This window comes from Pinibacter aurantiacus (genome assembly GCF_019130065.1).
Taxonomy (GTDB): domain Bacteria; phylum Bacteroidota; class Bacteroidia; order Chitinophagales; family Chitinophagaceae; genus Pinibacter; species Pinibacter aurantiacus.
Genome location: NZ_JAHSPG010000012.1, coordinates 222,657 through 236,978, shown reverse-complemented (window position 1 = coordinate 236,978; position 14,322 = coordinate 222,657). Strand labels below are relative to the sequence as shown.

Annotated in this window: 20 protein-coding genes; 19 read left to right on the top strand and 1 reads right to left on the bottom strand. The window is 38.9% G+C overall.

Annotated features, from left to right (window positions below):
- Window positions 1–19: 19 nt before the first annotated feature.
- From rpsQ to KTO63_RS15405, 19 genes are all read left to right on the top strand, one after another.
- The gene (gene rpsQ, locus KTO63_RS15495) at window positions 20–277 is read left to right on the top strand and encodes a 30S ribosomal protein S17 (protein WP_217792282.1); all 258 of its coding nucleotides are present in this window, start codon (window positions 20–22) and stop codon (window positions 275–277) included.
- A gap of 43 nt (window positions 278–320) precedes the next feature.
- Window positions 321–689: a 50S ribosomal protein L14 gene (rplN, locus tag KTO63_RS15490; protein WP_217792281.1), complete on the top strand. Its 369-nt coding sequence runs from the start codon at window positions 321–323 to the stop codon at window positions 687–689.
- Between the two features lie 70 nt (window positions 690–759).
- Complete coding sequence (gene rplX, locus KTO63_RS15485; RefSeq protein ID WP_217792280.1) at window positions 760–1,098, top strand: 50S ribosomal protein L24; 339 nt, start codon at window positions 760–762, stop codon at window positions 1,096–1,098.
- The gene (gene rplE / locus KTO63_RS15480; RefSeq protein ID WP_217792279.1) at window positions 1,098–1,673 is read left to right on the top strand and encodes a 50S ribosomal protein L5; all 576 of its coding nucleotides are present in this window, start codon (window positions 1,098–1,100) and stop codon (window positions 1,671–1,673) included. Before rplX ends, rplE begins: the two co-directional genes overlap by 1 nt.
- 12 nt (window positions 1,674–1,685) lie before the next feature.
- The gene (rpsN, locus tag KTO63_RS15475; protein ID WP_217792278.1) at window positions 1,686–1,955 is read left to right on the top strand and encodes a 30S ribosomal protein S14; all 270 of its coding nucleotides are present in this window, start codon (window positions 1,686–1,688) and stop codon (window positions 1,953–1,955) included.
- Window positions 1,956–2,038: 83 nt separating this feature from the next.
- A complete protein-coding gene (gene rpsH / locus KTO63_RS15470; RefSeq protein ID WP_217792277.1) occupies window positions 2,039–2,437 on the top strand; it encodes a 30S ribosomal protein S8 in 399 nt (132 codons plus the stop codon).
- Window positions 2,438–2,571: 134 nt separating this feature from the next.
- Window positions 2,572–3,126 (top strand): 50S ribosomal protein L6, encoded by a 555-nt coding sequence (gene rplF, locus KTO63_RS15465; protein WP_217792276.1) that lies wholly within the window; start codon window positions 2,572–2,574, stop codon window positions 3,124–3,126.
- A 147-nt stretch (window positions 3,127–3,273) separates the two neighbouring features.
- Window positions 3,274–3,627, top strand: coding sequence for a 50S ribosomal protein L18 (rplR, locus tag KTO63_RS15460; protein ID WP_217792275.1), 354 nt, complete (start codon window positions 3,274–3,276; stop codon window positions 3,625–3,627).
- Between the two features lie 36 nt (window positions 3,628–3,663).
- Complete coding sequence (rpsE, locus tag KTO63_RS15455) at window positions 3,664–4,182, top strand: 30S ribosomal protein S5 (protein WP_217792274.1); 519 nt, start codon at window positions 3,664–3,666, stop codon at window positions 4,180–4,182.
- Window positions 4,183–4,250: 68 nt separating this feature from the next.
- A complete protein-coding gene (gene rpmD / locus KTO63_RS15450) occupies window positions 4,251–4,430 on the top strand; it encodes a 50S ribosomal protein L30 (protein ID WP_217792273.1) in 180 nt (59 codons plus the stop codon).
- A gap of 155 nt (window positions 4,431–4,585) precedes the next feature.
- Window positions 4,586–5,035 (top strand): 50S ribosomal protein L15, encoded by a 450-nt coding sequence (gene rplO / locus KTO63_RS15445; protein ID WP_217792272.1) that lies wholly within the window; start codon window positions 4,586–4,588, stop codon window positions 5,033–5,035.
- A 177-nt stretch (window positions 5,036–5,212) separates the two neighbouring features.
- The gene (secY, locus tag KTO63_RS15440) at window positions 5,213–6,547 is read left to right on the top strand and encodes a preprotein translocase subunit SecY (protein WP_217792271.1); all 1,335 of its coding nucleotides are present in this window, start codon (window positions 5,213–5,215) and stop codon (window positions 6,545–6,547) included.
- Window positions 6,548–6,629: 82 nt separating this feature from the next.
- The gene (gene map / locus KTO63_RS15435) at window positions 6,630–7,433 is read left to right on the top strand and encodes a type I methionyl aminopeptidase (protein WP_217792270.1); all 804 of its coding nucleotides are present in this window, start codon (window positions 6,630–6,632) and stop codon (window positions 7,431–7,433) included.
- A 123-nt stretch (window positions 7,434–7,556) separates the two neighbouring features.
- Window positions 7,557–7,961 (top strand): hypothetical protein, encoded by a 405-nt coding sequence (locus tag KTO63_RS15430; RefSeq protein ID WP_217792269.1) that lies wholly within the window; start codon window positions 7,557–7,559, stop codon window positions 7,959–7,961.
- A 131-nt stretch (window positions 7,962–8,092) separates the two neighbouring features.
- Complete coding sequence (locus tag KTO63_RS15425) at window positions 8,093–9,322, top strand: BaiN/RdsA family NAD(P)/FAD-dependent oxidoreductase (protein ID WP_217792268.1); 1,230 nt, start codon at window positions 8,093–8,095, stop codon at window positions 9,320–9,322.
- Between the two features lie 135 nt (window positions 9,323–9,457).
- Window positions 9,458–9,946: a hypothetical protein gene (locus tag KTO63_RS15420; protein ID WP_217792267.1), complete on the top strand. Its 489-nt coding sequence runs from the start codon at window positions 9,458–9,460 to the stop codon at window positions 9,944–9,946.
- A 210-nt stretch (window positions 9,947–10,156) separates the two neighbouring features.
- The gene (gene rpsA, locus KTO63_RS15415) at window positions 10,157–12,043 is read left to right on the top strand and encodes a 30S ribosomal protein S1 (protein ID WP_217792266.1); all 1,887 of its coding nucleotides are present in this window, start codon (window positions 10,157–10,159) and stop codon (window positions 12,041–12,043) included.
- 141 nt (window positions 12,044–12,184) lie between these two features.
- Window positions 12,185–12,907, top strand: a complete 723-nt coding sequence (locus KTO63_RS15410) for an outer membrane beta-barrel protein (protein WP_217792265.1) — start codon at window positions 12,185–12,187, stop codon at window positions 12,905–12,907.
- Window positions 12,908–12,916: 9 nt separating this feature from the next.
- Entirely contained in the window at window positions 12,917–13,498 is a 582-nt protein-coding gene (locus KTO63_RS15405; protein WP_217792264.1) for a hypothetical protein, read from the top strand.
- A 6-nt stretch (window positions 13,499–13,504) separates the two neighbouring features.
- Here the strand turns inward: KTO63_RS15405 and hxpB are convergent, their stop codons facing one another.
- Window positions 13,505–14,161, bottom strand: a complete 657-nt coding sequence (hxpB, locus tag KTO63_RS15400; protein ID WP_217792263.1) for a hexitol phosphatase HxpB — start codon at window positions 14,159–14,161, stop codon at window positions 13,505–13,507.
- Window positions 14,162–14,322 lie beyond the last annotated feature (161 nt).

Genomic DNA, 14,322 nt, shown 5'->3' with positions numbered 1-14,322 from the left:
AGCTAAAATTTGAATAACAATGGCTGAAAGAAATTTACGTAAAACAAGGATTGGGGTGGTAACCAGCAATAAAATGGAAAAAACCATCACTGTTGCGGTTGAAAGAAAAATTAAGCACCCTATCTACGGTAAGTTCCTGAAAAAAACTACCAGTTTTCATGCACACGACGAAAAAAACGAGTGCAGCATTGGTGACACTGTAAAAATCATGGAAACGCGTCCTCTTAGCAAAACAAAACGCTGGAGACTAGTTGAAGTGGTAGAAAAAGTGAAATAATCCCTCTGTTTTACATTATAAACACGATTTAAATTAATTAAAGATGATTCAGCAAGAAAGCCGACTGAATGTAGCTGATAACAGTGGTGCCAAAGAGGTACTATGTATTCGTGTATTAGGTAACAGTGGCCAGAACAACGCGCACATTGGCGACAAGATTGTGGTTACTGTGAAAGATGCAATTCCAGCTGGCGGTATTAAAAAAGGTACTGTTGCAAAAGCAGTTATCGTACGCACCAAAAGCAAGTTGCGTCGTAAAGATGGTTCTTATATCCGTTTCGATGACAACGCCGTAGTGTTGTTGAACAACTCGGACGAACCAAGAGGTACACGTATTTTCGGACCAGTTGCAAGAGAATTGCGCGACAAGGGATATATGAAAATAATTTCTCTTGCTCCGGAAGTATTATAATCGTACCTTTGCGCCCCGATTGGGACGCATATCAATAAAAAGTAGCTAATTAAGCATAAATAGAATCTCAATGAGTACAAGATTCAAACCGAAATACAACATAAAAAAGGGCGATACAGTAGTTGTGATCGCTGGTGACGATAAAGATCTGAAGAAACCTCGTAAGGTTTTGGAAGTGATTGTTGATAAAGGTAAAGTAATCGTAGAAGGTGTTAACATCGTTACCAAACACACTAAACCATCTGCCCAAAATACAAAAGGTGGCATCGTAAAAGTTGAAGCAGCTCTTAGCATTTCTAATGTAATGCTTTGGGACGCTAAAAAAAGCGAGCCAACTAAAGTAAAACGTACCAGGGACAATGGTAAACTAGTTCGTATTTCAAAAAAATCAGGGGAGGTAATTAAATAATGAGCACAGTAAAATACACTCCGCGTTTGGCAGACAAATACACTAAAGAAGTGGTTCCTGCCTTAATGAAGAAATTCGGTTACAGCACTGTAATGCAGGCTCCCAAATTGGAAAAAATTTGCGTGAACCGTGGTGTTAACGGAGCAGTAAACGACAAGAAATTAGTTGATATCGCTGTTGACGAGCTGACTAACATCACTGGTCAAAAAGCAGTAGCAACTACATCTAAAAAAGATATCTCAAACTTCAAGTTGCGTAAGAACATGCCAATTGGTGCAAGAGTTACTTTGCGTGGTGAAAGAATGTATGAGTTTCTTGATCGTTTAATTGCGGTTGCATTACCTCGTGTACGTGACTTTAAAGGTATCAACGAAAAATCTTTCGATGGTCGTGGTAACTACACTTTAGGCGTAACTGAGCAGATCATTTTCCCGGAAATAGATATCGATAAAGTAAACAAAATTACTGGTCTGGATATCACTTTCGTGACTACTGCCAATACAAACGAAGAAGCATACGAACTTTTGAAAGAATTGGGTATGCCTTTTAAAAATATTAAAAAAGACAACAACTAATCAAAAACCACTATGGCGAAAGAATCAGTAAAAGCCAGACAAAGGAAAAGAGAAGCAATGGTTGCTAAATTTGCTGAAAAAAGAGCAGCATTGAAAGCAGCTGGAGACTATCAGGCATTGGACTCATTGCCGAAGAATGCTTCTCCTGTGCGTTTGAAAAATCGTTGCCAGTTAACAGGCCGTCCTAAAGGGTACATTCGTTACTTCGGTTTGTCAAGGGTAACTTTCCGCGACATGGCTTTGGCAGGTAAAATACCAGGTGTTAAAAAAGCAAGCTGGTAAGAAAAAAATATTGAGTGATGCGGGTATGGATATCACGCATCCCCATTAAACAATTTGTGAACACAATTTTAATTGAATAAAAAATGGTAACTGATCCTATAGCAGATTTTCTGACAAGAATCCGTAATGCTCAGATGGCAGGTCATCGTTTAGTTGAGATCCCAGCATCTAACTTGAAAAAACGCATTACCGAAATTCTTTATGACAAAGGATACATTTTAAAATACAAATTCGAAGATGATAACAAACAAGGTGTTATCAAAATCGCTTTGAAATATGATCCTTCTACTAAACAGCCTGCTATCCAATCTTTGGAAAGAGTAAGCCGTCCTGGTTTGCGTCAATATGCTAAACCTAATGAATTTAACAGAGTTAAGAATGGTTTAGGTATTGCTATCATCAGTACTTCTAAAGGTGTAATGACTGATAAAGAGGCTAAATCACAGAATGTAGGTGGTGAAGTATTGTGCAACATATACTAATACATAATTATTGCAAACCTTAACAGGTTTGCAATTTTGACTATATATAACAACCAGCTGCTGATACATTAAGCTGAGCTATACTAAGCTGACCGATTAGCAGTATTTATAAACAAGCAGACAAATTATTTATCATGTCTCGTATAGGTAAACAACCGATTAAAGTTCCTGCAGGTGTTACAATCACTACTGGCGCTGATAACGTTATCACAGTTAAAGGGCCAAAAGGTGAGTTGAAACAACCAATTGACAGGGATATTAAAGTTGAGGTGAAAGATGGCGAAGTAATCATTACCCGTCCAACAGATCAGATCCGTCACCGCGCTATGCATGGTTTGTACCGTGCGTTAGTTGCTAATCTTGTAAAAGGTGTAACTGATGGATTTAAAAAAGAACTTGAGTTAGTGGGTGTGGGTTTTAAAGCCGCTAACCAAGGTAACATGCTTGATCTTGCATTAGGTTACTCTCACAACATTTTGATTGAAGTTCCAAGTGAATTGAAAGTTGTAACTATTACTGAAAAAGGTCAAAACCCTAAAATCACTTTGGAAGGAAGCGATAAACAATTGCTTGGTCAGGTTGCAGCTAAAATCCGCAGCCTACGTAAACCAGAACCATACAAAGGTAAAGGTGTTCGTTACAGCAATGAAGTTGTACGTAAGAAAGCTGGTAAATCAGCTGGTAAATAAGATTGATTTGGAAATTTGGAAATGTGGTAATTTGAAAATTTTGCTTCTAACCTTAAAAGAAAAATTACACATCGCATTTTCAAATTTTCAAATTCATAAATTTTCAAATTAGCCTCCGGCAGCATCGGAGGAACAAAATAAAAAACAATGGATACTAAAGTTATCAGGCGCCAGAAGATCAGATACCGCATCCGTAAGAAAGTTGCTGGTACTACTGCTAAACCTCGTTTGGCGATTTTCAGAAGCAACGCAGACATTTATGCTCAGCTTATCGACGATCAAACTGGCACTACAATAGCATCTGCTTCATCTAGAGATAAAGATATCGCAGCGCAAAAAGCTCCTAAAGTTGAAAAAAGTAAACTGGTTGGTGCTGCTATTGCACGTAAAGCAACTGAATTAGGTGTAAAAGAAGTTTTATTTGATCGTGGTGGTTATTTATACCATGGTCGTGTTAAAGCTGTAGCTGACGGAGCACGTGAGGGAGGCTTACAATTCTAATTTAATTTTTTACATTTCGAATTTCAAATTGAAATAATGTCTAAAGTAATCGCAAATAAAGTAAAAGCCGGCGACCTGGAATTAAAAGAAAAGGTAGTTGCAATCAACCGTGTTGTAAAAACTACAAAAGGTGGTCGTGCATTCAGCTTCTCCGCTTTGGTTGTTGTTGGCAACGAAGGTGGTGTTGTTGGTCATGGTCTTGGAAAAGCTAAAGAAGTACAAGAAGCTATCACTAAAGGAATTGAAGATGCAAAAAAGAACTTGATTAAAGTTCCTGTAATGCATGGCACTATTCCTCACGATCAGCTTGCAAAAGAAGGTGCTGCTAAAGTATTGATTAAACCAGCTGCTCATGGTACTGGTGTGATCGCAGGTGGTAGCATGCGTGCCGTATTGGAAAGCGCAGGCATCACTGACGTTCTGGCTAAATCTCTTGGTTCTGCTAACCCACACAACGTGGTTAAAGCAACAGTTAAAGCGTTGGCTTTATTGAGAGAACCAATCCAGGTTGCTAAAACTCGTACGGTAGGACTTAAGAAAGTATTTAATGGATAAATGTTGAGGAGTAGATTATAGAGAAGCTCTTCTTTAAAATTTACGCCTTACACCTTAACTGGTTTAACATGAAAAAGATTAAAATAACACAAATTAAAAGTGCAATTGACAGACCAGAGCGTCAAAAATTAACTTTGAAAGCTTTAGGGTTAAACAAATTGCATGTTACTAAAGAAGTAGAAGCTACTCCTCAAATCTTGGGTATGGTAAGAAAAGTTAGCCATATGTTGAGAGTGGAAGAAGCTTAGTTAATTTGAAAATTTGAAAATGTGGTAATTTGAAAATGAGCGATTCAAACTCAATAAAGAATTTTACACATAAATAATTTTCAAATTTTCAAATTCACAAATTGTCAAATTAATTCGCGAGGGGCGATTCCCCGTTAAGTTTAAAATCAAAAAAGATGAAATTACATACTCTCAGACCTGCAAAAGGTGCTACTCATAAAGAAAAACGTCTTGGACGTGGTGAAGCTTCCGGTAAAGGTGGAACTTCAACAAAAGGTAATAAAGGTGGTCAAAGCCGCGCTGGTTACAAAAGCAAAATGGCTCACGAAGGTGGTCAGATGCCTATTCAAAGACGTGTTCCAAAACGTGGTTTCAAAAATATCAGCCGCGTTGAATACAAAGTGTTCAACTTAGGTCAAATTGATCAATTGGTTGAGAAATATGGTATTACTGAATTCTCTTTGGAGAATTTGTACATGAATGGCTTGATTGCACAAACTGACAGAGTGAAAGTTCTTGGAAACGGGGAGTTGAAAGCTAAAGCAACTTTCAAAGTAAACGCTGTTAGTGAAAAAGCCAAAGCTGCTATTGAAGCCGCTGGTGGTTCCGTAGAAGTGGTAAAATAATTTCTGAATCTTGAGTTATTGCATATATTTACAAATATGCGACTGACTTAAGTGATATTAATAAATTGATTACTTAACTTTGAAACAGGTTTGCATGCGAAAGATTTTTAATCGTATGGGCAAACCTGTTTTTGGTTTTTGAAAAAAGAATTTTAATTTAAAAAACTTCTTGAATCCGTGAAGAAACTCATACAGACCCTGAAAAATATTTGGAGTATTGAAGAGTTGAGAAGCAAAATCATCACTACTTTACTTCTTATATTAATTTACAGACTGGGTGCGCACATTGTATTGCCAGGATTAGATCCTAACAAAATTAACTTAGCCGGCGCTAAATCCGGTGCATTGGGTTTAATCGATGCCTTTGCGGGTGGAGCGTTTTCTCAAGCGTCTATTTTCGCTCTTGGTATCATGCCTTATATCTCTGCCTCTATCTTTATGCAATTGATGACAATTCTTGTTCCTCAGATGCAGAAGATTCAAAAGGATGGAGATAGTGGCCGTAAGAAGATTAACCAGTGGACAAGATATCTTACTGTAGCAGTTACAATGGTACAAGCTGGTGCCTATGTAGCATACTTGCGTCAAACTAACTCTAGCGCTTTATTTGAATCTTATAAAGAATTCTTTTGGGTTTCAACAATGATCGTTCTAACTGCAGGTACATTGTTTGTAATGTGGTTGGGCGAAAAAATTACTGATAAAGGATTGGGTAACGGTACTTCCCTAATTATCATGGTGGGTATCCTTGCTCGTCTTCCACAAGCGTTGATGCAAGAATGGGATCACCAAAATGTGAGAGGTGGTGGTGGACTACTTATCTTTTTGCTTGAAGTTATGGTGCTTGTTGCAATCATAATGGGACTGATCGTTTTAGTTCAGGGTGTTAGAAAAGTTCCTGTTCAATACGCTAAACAAATTGTTGGAAACCGTCAATTTGGTGGAGCTCGTCAGTTCCTGCCATTGAAAGTGAATGGTGCAGGTGTAATGCCGATCATCTTCGCTCAGGCAATTATGTTCCTGCCTACTTTGATTTCTTATTCAAGCTTTGAATCAGGAAAAGGTATCGCAAAAATATTTGGCGATCCTAAGAATGGCTGGCACATGATCATTTATGCTGTAATTGTTATTGCATTTACTTTCCTTTACACAGCACTGATCTTTAATCCGAAACAAATCGCAGAAGATTTGAAACGTAACAACGGTTTTGTACCTGGTGTTAAACCTGGCCAACCTACCGCTGATTATATCGGAGCTATAATGGATAGAATTACTTTGCCAGGGGCAATTTTCCTTGCTGTTGCAGGTATTTTGCCAGGATTCGCCCAGTGGGCTGGTGTCACTCAGGGATTTGCTTCATTTTTCGGAGGCACATCACTATTGATCATGGTAGGAGTAATTTTGGATACATTACAGCAAATCGAAACTCAGTTGTTGATGAGGCAATACGATGGCTTGATGAATACAGGCCGCATACAAGGTCGCCAAACGACACAGACCTCAATAATTTAGTCTTTTGTTACTGAATGATATTTAACCTGGCAAGTGAAAAGACTTGTCAGGTTTTTTTTTAAGAGGAAAAATAGATAAAAGTATGATTTACTATAAGACTCAGGCCGAAGTGGAATTAATGAGAGAGAGTAGCTTGCTTGTAAGTGCAACGCTTGCTGAGGTCGCTAGAATTCTTAAGCCTGGAATGACTACTTTGGAAGTTGATGCTATCGCAGAAAAGTTTATACTTGATAATAAAGCCGTTCCGAATTTCAAGAATTATAAAGGATACCCTTTTGCTACATGTATATCGGTTAATGATGCTGTTGTGCATGGTTTTCCGAATGATGTTCCGTTAAAAGATGGCGATGTTGTATCTGTGGATGTTGGAGTTTACAAGAATGGATTTCACGGGGATAGCGCTTACACGTTTGCAATTGGTTCGATAAGCGACGAAATAAAGCAATTGCTTCGTGTTACAAAAGAGTCGTTGAATCTGGGAATTGAAAAAGCGGTGACAAATAATCGCGTTGGTGATATTTCGTTTGCTATTCAGGAGTATACAGAGAAGAAACATAAGTACGGAGTGGTTCGTGAATTGGTGGGACACGGACTCGGAAAAAGTTTGCATGAGGATCCGCAGGTCCCGAACTACGGTAAGAGAGGCAGCGGACAGAAACTTCGCGACGGTTTGGTAATCGCTATTGAGCCGATGATAAATCTTGGTAAAAAGGAAGTATTTTATGATGATGACGGCTGGACCGTTCGCACGAAAGATGGACTTCCTTCTGCGCACTATGAGCACAACGTTTGCGTAAGAAAGGGAACTGCTGATATTCTTTCTTCGTTTACCGAAATAGAGAAGAATGAAAAGGCAAATCCACATTTGGACTCGAGTTATTTGTAGTATTTCAAATAAAGGTTCAGGATATTAATTTTTTGAAGGCCGCAAAGACATTTGCGGCTTTTGTTTTTGAGTGAAATTGAAGAAGTATTATCTTGACCAAAATTTTTGAACAACACATATCTTATGAGCACCTTGACCCAATCCCAACAAGATACCTGTCTTTATTTTGGTATCGGTGGAGCAATGTTATCCGCCACCTGCTTAATTCAACTTTTGGTGTTAATGGCAGGATTTCAATTAATACACGCATTTGTAATGGCCGTTTATATTTTCGCCATAGTCGCCTATGTTCTTCTTGCGCGTTTGAGATCTACGGCTCCGCTGCTTTTGGCAATAGAATTAGGATTGTCGCTGGTAGCGCTGCTTTCATTATTGATTTCTGGATTGTTTTCTTTGGTCGCCTCAATTCTTTTTATGTACAATCTTGTTGTCATTGCCATTTTATACGGCGGCTACTATAACAGGAAACTACAGGCCGATGCGGTTGTGCGAAGAGCTGAGAGAGATGAGTGGCAGGGGAAAATCTGATTTTGAAATTAGCGTTTACGTTTAATATAAAGAGTGGGGGCACATTGTGTCTCCACTCTTTGTATTAAATAGTATGAGTCAGTAGGGCCCCAATCTTTTATTTTAATGAATTGTCGCATACATTTGACACGATGAAAAGAAAAAGACTTATTGTTATCGGCGGTGGGGCTGCAGGCTTTTTTTGTGCCATTAATGCTGCAATGGCAAACGCTTCGCTGGAAGTCATAATCGTTGAAAAAAGCAGCAAGCTTCTTAGTAAAGTAAAGATTAGCGGGGGAGGAAGATGTAATGTTACGCATGCATGTTTTTCAATTTCAGAAATGACAAAAAAGTATCCACGCGGAGGAAATTTTGTGAAAAAAACTTTTCATCATTTTTTCACAACAGACACGATCGAGTGGTTTAAACAAAGGGGTGTTGAACTTAAAACGGAAGAAGATGGCAGAATGTTTCCGGTGACAGATTCTTCTCAAACAATCATAGATTGTCTGCTTCGTGAAGCCAATAGAAATAAGATTCAAGTTCTTTTAAATGCTGATGTAAAAAAGATAGAAACAGCAGCTGATGAGTTTTGTTTACAGCTTGCTGACGGTAGAAATTTTGAATCTGATTTTATATGTATTGCATGCGGAGGCTATCCAAAACTTTCAATGTTTGATTGGCTCAAAGATACTGGGCACTCTATCATTTCTCCTTTACCTTCTTTATTTACATTCAACATGCCCGGCAATAAGATAACCAACCTTATGGGTATTAGTGTGGAGAATGCTGTCGTGAAAATTATTGGCTCCAAGCTTTCGCAACAAGGGCCTCTTTTAATAACGCATTGGGGGATGAGTGGCCCTGCGGTTTTGAAGCTTAGTGCATGGGGCGCAAGGGAGTTTGCAGAAAAAAAATATTCGTTTTCAATTGTTGTAAATTGGGTTCCGGAATACAACGAAAATTCGTTGAGAGAATTTATTCAACAATACAGATTTGAAAAAGCTACGCAAAAAATCATAAATAAAAATCCTTTCCAATTACCTCAGCGTTTATGGGAGTATTTGCTTGAACAATCAGAAGTAAATGTAAATATTAACTGGGCGGATCTTCCCGCAAAAGAGCAAAACAAATTGATCAAAAATATCTGTGCACAGGAGCATATTGTAAATGGCAAAACAACTTTTAAAGAGGAGTTTGTTACAGCAGGAGGTATTGATCTTAGTGAAGTAGATAGCAGTACGATGATGAGCAGAAAAGTGAAGAATCTGTTTTTTGCCGGCGAAATAATTGACGTTGATGGCATCACGGGCGGATTTAATTTTCAAAATGCATGGACAACCGGTTTTATTGCCGGAAATGCAATTGCTGATGTCCAGTAGATTCTTGTCTTTTTTCGATAGCTTTTTGACGAAATGTAAAAAGCGAGTTTATAAAACAAATAGAACTTTGTTTTCATGTTAGCCACGTTGCTAACGAACCAGAAACAGTTTTACGTTTTATAAACTAACATTACCATGATCACCAAAAAACTTCCACTAGACACCGCTGACAGAAGGATATTGTCGAAAAATATGACGATCGCCTTTTTGGTTACACTTCTCGTAACCCTGGCATTTTTATCAATGATTGTGTTCTTTTTTATTCAAAATAACCATTGGTCAATCGGTGAAGTATTAATTTGTATGATCGCAAGTATACTTCCGCTTGCCATGATCAACGCGTACGTTGATTATCATAGAAATATGATGAATAGCAACAAGTATGTGTACGCCGGCATCATTACCGACAAATTTTCAAGAAAAAATAAATTTCTGAACAATTCCTACTTTACTCTGGACGGTCAAAAAGTGTTCTTTGGCGGTGCTATCAGCGCTAAGCACAGCGATCAGATACAAATGTGGGATTGGATAGAAGTACATTGGCTGCCTCACACTAAAAAGGCGCTATACATTAAGAAGATCAAGCCGTTCAGGCAACACAACAACGTAATTTTTGCAGCTTAACGCTGAAATCCAATTTCGATATCTGAAACCACATGGGAATGTCTAACGACATTCCTTTTTTTGTACAAAACAATGATTATCAATTAAGCGTGTTTTTCTGATTTAGTTAATTAAAGGAAAAATTTGTGCCTGAAAAGGCCTGAAAACCTTGGCAGATCGTTATTTTAATCTATCTTTGCAATCCCAAATAAAAAACCATTGGGAATTATCATGTCTGAAAATCAAATTATTAACTCAAACGCTGAAGGACAGGAGTCTGCTGCTGCACAAACTGCAGAAGTAGCTACAGCGACAACAAATGTGCCTGTTCAAACTGCTCACGACGATTTCGACTGGAGCATTGACAAACGTAACGTTTCTACTTACAGCCAGGCTGAAAAAGAAAAGTACGACAAAGTTTACGACAATACTTTCGTAACAATCACTGACGGTGAATTGGTTAAAGGTGCTGTTGTAGCATTGACTAAAACTGATGTTGTTATCAACATTGGCTTTAAAAGCGATGGATTGGTTTCTTTCAACGAATTCCGTGATCTTCAAAACCTTTCTGTAGGTGATGAAGTTGAGGTTATGGTAGTTGAGAAAGAAGACAGAGAAGGTAACTTACACCTTAGCCGCAAACAAGCTCGTATCACTCGTGCTTGGGAAAGAATTGTGGAAGTTCACAAAACTGGCGAAATTGTTACCGGTACTGTTACCAGCAAAACCAAAGGCGGCTTGATCGTTGATGTGTTTGGCATGGAAACATTCTTACCAGGTTCTCAAATTGACGTTAAACCAGTTACGGACTACGATCAGTTTGTTAACAAAACAATGGAGTTCAAAGTAGTGAAAGTAAACGAAGCAATTAAAAATGCTGTAGTTTCTCACAAAGCTTTGATCGAAAGCGATATCGAAGCACAACGTGCAGAGATCATGAGCAAACTGGAGAAAGGTCAGGTATTGGAAGGTACAATCAAGAATATCACAGACTTTGGTGCATTTATGGACCTTGGCGGCTTAGATGGTTTGTTGTACATCACAGACATCAGCTGGGGACGTATCACTCACCCTTCAGAGGTGTTGAAACTAGATCAAAAACTGAACGTTGTTGTATTGGATTTCGACGACGACAAAAAACGTATCAGCCTTGGTTTGAAACAATTGACTCCTCATCCTTGGGATGTGTTGCCTGAAGCAATTAAAGAAGGTGAAGTTGTAAAAGGTAAAGTTGTAAACATCGAAGATTACGGTGCTTTCCTTGAAATTTTGCCAGGTGTTGAAGGTTTGGTTCACGTAAGTGAAATTACATGGGCTAACACTCCAATCAACGCTAAAGAATTCTTCAAATTAGGCGACGAGCATCAAGCTAAGATCGTAACTCTTGACAAGGATAGCAGAAAAATGAGCTTGTCTATCAAGCAAATGACTCCAGATCCTTGGAACGAGATCGAAACTAAATATCCGGTTGACAGCAAACACAAAGGTTTGGTGAAAAACATCACTCCGTACGGTGTATTTGTTGAACTTGAGCCAGGTATCGGTGGTATGATCCACATCAGCGATTTGAGCTGGTTGAAACGTTTCAATCACCCATCTGAGTACACTAAAGTTGGTGAGCACATCGACATCATCATCCTTGGTATCGACAAAGAAAACCGCAAATTGCAACTTGGTCATAAACAACTGGAAGAAGATCCTTGGAATGCATTGGAAGACACATTTGCTGTTGGTACACTGCACGAAGGAACTGTTATCCGTAAAGATGACAAAGGCGCTATCGTTCAATTACCTTACGGTTTAGAAGGTTTCGCTCCTGCTCGTCACCTTGGAAAAGAAGACGGCAAAACTGTGACTGCAGATGAAACTGCTCAATTCATGGTAATCGAGTTCGACCGCAACGAAAAACGTATCGTTCTTTCTCACGCTCGTATTTGGGAACAAGCTCAGGCTAGCGAAAAAGACGCTGCTAGAAAAGAAGCAAAAGCTGAAGCTGACAAAACGAAGAAAGCTGTTAAAAACATTCAAGGTAAGGTAGAGAAAGCTACTCTAGGTGACCTTGGTGTATTGGCAGAGTTGAAAAAGAAAATGGAAGGTGGCGACGAAGCTGCTCAGTAATTAAGATTATCATCTAATCTTTATATGGCCCTCCGCTTAGTGCGGAGGGCTTTTTTTGTGTTAGTGAACTTTTAAAATTTGGCAATGCCACGCTTTTGGCTATTTTGTTGTCAGCTGTAAAACCTTATTAAACAAATACCCATGAACCGTTTTATCCTGCTCTTTTACCTAATCTTATTTTTTTCAACAACTACTTACTCCCAATCAAAATGGTGGGTAGGCGGTGCTGGTAGCTACAGCTCTTATAAAAATACAGGGCCTAAAAATCCAGTCTACTTTCGCGGAGAAACAGATGCCATTCAATATCACGCGAATCAATGGAACATTGGACTCTCCGCAGAACGAGAAATTACCAAAAACTTGTTTGTGCAGTCTGGGGTGCAATGGACGCATTTCAACCTCGTTGCCCGTACCTGGAATCAGTCAAGTTCAGGATCTTCCCCAATCTTTTTTATAATGACTGTCAACAATGCACAGGAAGTAGCGTATGAGGCAACCAACCAGTTTTATGTTAGTAGAAACTATATTACAATACCCGCTTTGCTCAGATTCAGTATGTACCAGGCAAGACATTTTGGATTATATCTAAAGGGCGGTGTAAATACTTCATTTGCGGTATCTGATTCAAAGGCTTCTATTGAGGACAGCGATATTATAATACAGGACGATTTAAAAAGCGATTACTTCCGCAACAGCAACATCTATGTGGAAGGAAACTCATTGCTTGGCTTAAGCTTTGGAAACCCCAAAAAATCCATGTCGCATTTTGAAGGGGGCCTCACCATTCCGATTACTTCAAATGCCGGTACCAACAAACTGGGTGTTGGTTATAAACTAAGCTATATATTCCTCATCCATATTTAAAAAACAGCCATGTTAAGATTTACAATATTACTAACCACGTTATTTTTTTTCTGCGCATGCACACGTACGATAGGCACCAAAGATTTGGGAACTGTTTTAGTTCCTGATCCTGCCGATCCCCAGTTGCCGGTATATTCGGAAACTGGTTTGAATACTCTGGGTGCGTATTATAACAATGGGTTGTGGACCTCGAGCAGCAATGGATCTGGATATATTGTTGTTGGTTATAAGGCAGATTCTATTGTAATAGGGTTGAGAGCCGCGCCGGGATTATTTCAACTGAAATTTCTTATTCCAAAACATACCGTAGGCACACTGGAAGATCTCGTTTTTCTGAATGATTCGACATTTGATTTGTCCAATAATGATTACAAAGTAAAAATTGACACCGGGCTTATTAATGTACAATCTGGAAGTTTGAGTATCAAACGATGCAGAAAGCTTGTTATCAACAATGCTGTTAGCGGAGTAATCATTTCCGGAACCTTTGATCTATCGGGAACCCGTAGCAACGGGCCAGTAATCTTGCGAAAGGGAAGATTCGATCTTGTTGTGGGGAAAGATAGATTCGTATATAATTATTGGTTTTAGGAGTCACTACTTCGCTAATCTCTCCAATAGCAGATCATTGAAGTTTAATAGTGATGAAAGCTTCAGATCTGCTGCTTCCCATTTGTGCTCGTTTCTTTGTTGAGGCGCAGGAATGATCACACATTTCATTCGTCCAGCTTTTGCGGCGATCATGCCATTGAAAGAATCTTCAAAGCATATGCATTCCAGGGGAGATGAATTCAATGCCTCTGCGCAATTCAGGAATACCTGGGGATGTGGTTTGCCGTAAGGTAAATGCTCGGCAGACGTAATGGCTTGCAAGTAATGACCAATATTGAGTTTCGCCACTACAACGTCAACCAGGCTTTTAGGTGATGAAGTTGCCAAACCGATTTTGAAACCTCGCTCGCTAAAATAATTAAAGATGTATTCAACGCCAGGCATTGGTTTGCCAAACTCTCTTATAGAATCTATCGCTTTCTCAATAATAACGTCAACGGCAGGCTTTGTTGGTGCTGTAATACCAAAATGTCTGAACCAGTATTCGATCCACTCTTGCGTGCGCAAGCCTGTTGTTTTGTGATATTCGTCTTGCGTGATCGCAACATTATATTGTGCCAGCGTAGCAATACCGGCTTTTTCCCACAAAGGTTCAGAGTCGATCAGCAAGCCATCCATATCAAAAATAACAGTGTTCAGCATCTTGAGTATTTAAGTGCCGCAAAGATAGGGGGGAAGTTTTTAAGTTATGAGTTATGAGTTGTGAGTTATGAGTTTTAGGTAATTTGTGAAGATGGTTTTCATGGCTGCTTTATACTTTGAAGCCATACTCAAAACCCAGAACTTAATACTCAAAACTTCCT

Excerpts from the sequence above, each read along its gene's own strand:
- rpsQ (WP_217792282.1), top strand. The coding sequence starts at position 20 with ATGGCTGAAAGAAATTTACGTAAAACAAGGATTGGGGTGGTAACCAGC.
- rplN (WP_217792281.1), top strand. The coding sequence starts at position 321 with ATGATTCAGCAAGAAAGCCGACTGAATGTAGCTGATAACAGTGGTGCC.
- rplX (WP_217792280.1), top strand. The coding sequence starts at position 760 with ATGAGTACAAGATTCAAACCGAAATACAACATAAAAAAGGGCGATACA.
- rplE (WP_217792279.1), top strand. The coding sequence starts at position 1,098 with ATGAGCACAGTAAAATACACTCCGCGTTTGGCAGACAAATACACTAAA.
- rpsN (WP_217792278.1), top strand. The coding sequence starts at position 1,686 with ATGGCGAAAGAATCAGTAAAAGCCAGACAAAGGAAAAGAGAAGCAATG.
- rpsH (WP_217792277.1), top strand. The coding sequence starts at position 2,039 with ATGGTAACTGATCCTATAGCAGATTTTCTGACAAGAATCCGTAATGCT.
- rplF (WP_217792276.1), top strand. The coding sequence starts at position 2,572 with ATGTCTCGTATAGGTAAACAACCGATTAAAGTTCCTGCAGGTGTTACA.
- rplR (WP_217792275.1), top strand. The coding sequence starts at position 3,274 with ATGGATACTAAAGTTATCAGGCGCCAGAAGATCAGATACCGCATCCGT.
- rpsE (WP_217792274.1), top strand. The coding sequence starts at position 3,664 with ATGTCTAAAGTAATCGCAAATAAAGTAAAAGCCGGCGACCTGGAATTA.
- rpmD (WP_217792273.1), top strand. The coding sequence starts at position 4,251 with ATGAAAAAGATTAAAATAACACAAATTAAAAGTGCAATTGACAGACCA.
- rplO (WP_217792272.1), top strand. The coding sequence starts at position 4,586 with ATGAAATTACATACTCTCAGACCTGCAAAAGGTGCTACTCATAAAGAA.
- map (WP_217792270.1), top strand. The coding sequence starts at position 6,630 with ATGATTTACTATAAGACTCAGGCCGAAGTGGAATTAATGAGAGAGAGT.
- KTO63_RS15430 (WP_217792269.1), top strand. The coding sequence starts at position 7,557 with ATGAGCACCTTGACCCAATCCCAACAAGATACCTGTCTTTATTTTGGT.
- KTO63_RS15425 (WP_217792268.1), top strand. The coding sequence starts at position 8,093 with ATGAAAAGAAAAAGACTTATTGTTATCGGCGGTGGGGCTGCAGGCTTT.
- KTO63_RS15420 (WP_217792267.1), top strand. The coding sequence starts at position 9,458 with ATGATCACCAAAAAACTTCCACTAGACACCGCTGACAGAAGGATATTG.
- rpsA (WP_217792266.1), top strand. The coding sequence starts at position 10,157 with ATGTCTGAAAATCAAATTATTAACTCAAACGCTGAAGGACAGGAGTCT.
- KTO63_RS15410 (WP_217792265.1), top strand. The coding sequence starts at position 12,185 with ATGAACCGTTTTATCCTGCTCTTTTACCTAATCTTATTTTTTTCAACA.
- KTO63_RS15405 (WP_217792264.1), top strand. The coding sequence starts at position 12,917 with ATGTTAAGATTTACAATATTACTAACCACGTTATTTTTTTTCTGCGCA.
- hxpB (WP_217792263.1), bottom strand. The coding sequence starts at position 14,161 with ATGCTGAACACTGTTATTTTTGATATGGATGGCTTGCTGATCGACTCT.